This window comes from Acinetobacter sp. M5A5_2a (assembly GCF_053345265.1).
In genome coordinates this window covers 1-3,511 of the sequence record NZ_JBKEZV010000005.1, presented here as the reverse complement: position 1 = coordinate 3,511, position 3,511 = coordinate 1, and the positions used below count along the sequence as shown (strand labels likewise).

Below are 3,511 nucleotides of genomic sequence, written 5' to 3'. Positions count from 1 at the left end.
CGGAAACTATAATTTCCTTCACTTTCAGTACCTTTCTCATAAAAATCTGTATGACCATCAATAATAATACTTGCATTTAATGATTTTGGTGGCTGATTAGCCCCACCATTAATTGTCGATTTATATTGTTCAGCTAAAACTCCACTTGCTTCTAAATTAACCTGACCCGATTGAGCAGAAATATTTCCACCACTAATAGATAAACCTTTAGCAGAGGTAATATTTATATTTCCTGATTTTGAAATTAAATTAGTTTCAATATGTTCTGAACCACTTACATTTGAATCAAATAGATTTTTTAATATTTCAGTATCTTTTAACTCTTTTTCATTTAATTTAATTGTATCCAACAATATATTATATGAGCTTAAATTTTTCTCAATTTCAAGAGCTTTTTTTCTCAGATCCATTGCAAGAGCGTAGTTTCCACTGAAATCCGCCATTTGAGCATGTCCCCGTATGGTATTTATTGTACTCAATTTTTTTTTATAATCTTGGTATTCTACCGAATTCATTAAGCTATCAAGATTATTTTTAATATTGTTAAAATTATCAATTGAAATTTGAGTATATTTTTTAGATTTCAAATTTTGTAATGAATTTTTCAATCCATCAACTAGCACATCATCTTTACTTGAAACGATCTTAATATCTTTTTGTGCTGTTAACTGTGAACCTTGAATATCAACTTTAGCACCTTCTAAATTGATTCCACCATTTGCTGTATCCAACTTAACAACTTGTTCTGATCCATTACCGGTTGTTCCACCATAGCCTTTTAAAGTCAAAGTGCCAGTTTTAGAAACGAGTTCAATATCACCTACCGCCTTTAGACTATAAACTTTTGGATCAATGGTTAAGTTAGAATTGGTTTGAATTGTTAGGTCACCATTTAAACTATTTAACTTTGTATCATTCTTGAGTAAATCACTTCCGACCGCATTTAAGTTCAATCCAGTCTGACCTGCAATAAAACCGCCTGCCTCTAATAAAACAGCCCCACCCGTTAAATTTGTATTTTGTAATACTTGGTTGCCTGTAGCCGTTACAGAGGTAACACCCTTAGATGTTAAGTTAGTGACTTTATCCGCAATCCATTTGGTCGCTGGCGTATACTCGGCATTGCTATAAACTGTACGACCAGAGCTTATCGCCAAATGCTGGTCTGAAGTAGCATTCACGCCCTGTAAAGTCAGTAAATCTTTTGCATAGAGTTCTGTATTACCTTTTGACGTTAATACACTATCGATAATTGTGCTCATGCCTGCTCTACTATTGATCGCAAGTTTACCAACCGTAGAGCCTAGATCTGTATTTTGGATTTTAATATCGGATTTACTATTTTCTATCGAAACGGTTTGTCCTTTTAGAACATTATTTATCGTTTTAAATTGGCCCTTATTTCCAGTAACAAATACATCTGTATTAGCCTTTAGATTTATTCCATTATTACTCGAAACTAATATATCACCCTGACTCGCATTAACTTGTACTGATTGCAAGTTAACGGTGCCATCACCAATCGAGCCAAGCGTTACGCCTTTTAAACCACTAATAACAGACTGATCAGTCGTTAGTTCATCTTTATCAGCCGAAGGCATCGCCTTGCTTGTCTGGGTCGAGTTTAAATTTATATTTTTATTCGCGAGTATAGAAATCTTTCCAGCCGAAGATGTAGCCTTTAAGCTATTTGCAGTAACTCCACCAGCAAGTGCGGTTAGATTAATATCACCTTGAGCCTTGAGTACCTGACTTAAAACAAGATCAGCAATTTCAGAACTTACATCAATATTCTTTTGTGAAGTCAGTGCACTATTTAGTGCTATTTGATTGGCATGTAGTTGAATACTGTCTTTGTTAGAAATTTCTTTTGCCGTAACGGTTAAATTATTGGCTGCATCAAGCTGAACCATGCCAGTAATAAGCGGAAGCGCCTTGTCAGCATTATTCCAGACCAGATTACGTCCACTGTAGCCTTTAATGTTCTTCACACGTGTTGCAGTGTTCTCAAGTGAAAATCCAAGATTCTTTAGATTTAGATCTCCTGAACTATAAAGATTGAGATCTTTACCTGCATAAATCGTTCCGCCTTGGAGATCAATCAGATTTTGAGTATTAGCTGAATTTGCTTGTAGATTGATTGAACCTAATGATGCCTGTATATGGTTCTCAGTAAGTGATAACTTACCATTACTCAATACATTTAGATCTTGGGCAGCAATCAGTTTTGCCCCTTTAGCTGCGACCAAGTCTTTTTGTACCTGTATGGTTGCTGTACCACGGTTACTTTTGAGTTCTGATCCAGCGGCAAGATTGATATTCGCTGCATCAATATAGACATCCCCACCTTGTGAATCATCCATAATGCGTGTATCAGCCGCCAGATTAATATTGCCTTTGGCATTAACGATTAAAGGTGAAGAAGCCAAGCTACCGTTATTAATAATAATTTCTTTAGCATTTACATTCAGGTTATTGCCAGAGTCGATATTTATCATGCTATTACTATTAATACTGCCTGATGAGTTGATATCGGCAGCTGCACCAGTACCCGTTGTTTGTACACTCACTAAACCTTGGGTTTTACTGGTCGAACTAATTGTGCCACTGTGCTCAATTTTTCCGGCACTGGTAATCACCAGATTGTTTACCGCCTGAATAGTCCCTGCGTTAGTCACGCCCAAACCTTTTTCAGTTCCCATCAAATAGATGTTGTTGGCGTACATTCCACCCAGCGCTTTAACATCCACCGCTAATGTAGGTGCGGTTCCTGTGCCTGTTTTAGCCGTAACATCCTGTAAATCTACACTGACATTATTCGCTCCGGCAATGACCTGAATATCATTTTTGGCACGTAGTTCAGCACTGAGTTCTAGTGCACGGGCATAGAGGTCTACATAGTTTGCATCGTTATTATTTCCCCCCAAGCCAAATTTAGTATTAGGGTTCGCTGAAACCGTAATTTTACCTTGGTCAACCGTAAACTGTTTGATACTGCCATCGGCATTTAACTGAGGTTTACCCGTAGTAAAAATTGCCTTATTGGCATTAATAAAGCCACCACCTTTAATGCTAATACCAGACGGGTTGGCAATAATCACATCTGCCATTTGCCCTGCAACTTCTAAGTTTCCTTCAAAGCGTGAAGCGGCTGATGAATTTACTTCATTTAAAATAACTCGCGCTTCACCTGTGGCTAAAAATGGGTTGGCTGCAACGTTCCCTACGGTTTGTGTCGTAGCCCCTTGGCGGCTGTTATTCAGGACTGCCCCTTCAGCCAGTACATCAAACTGTTTATAAATATTATGGGATATCCCATTTTTGGGAGTTTGAATATTGACGACAGGAACGACTGTACCTGCTGCATTCTTACCAGCAGCAATGACTGCTCTATTCGCAGCATTTGCAGCACTGTCAGCCACAATAGCAGCATACGCAGGTGCTAAAGGCATCCATAAACTCATACTGGCAACCAGTGCTTTCACTTGCCAGAGCTGATGAAATGCCTGAG

Annotated in this window: 1 protein-coding gene; it reads right to left on the bottom strand. The window is 38.0% G+C overall.

From position 1 onward, the window contains the following. The coding region (locus ACLBWE_RS08755; RefSeq protein ID WP_447602381.1) for a two-partner secretion domain-containing protein at positions 1-3,511 on the bottom strand (3,511 nt) is incomplete at both ends.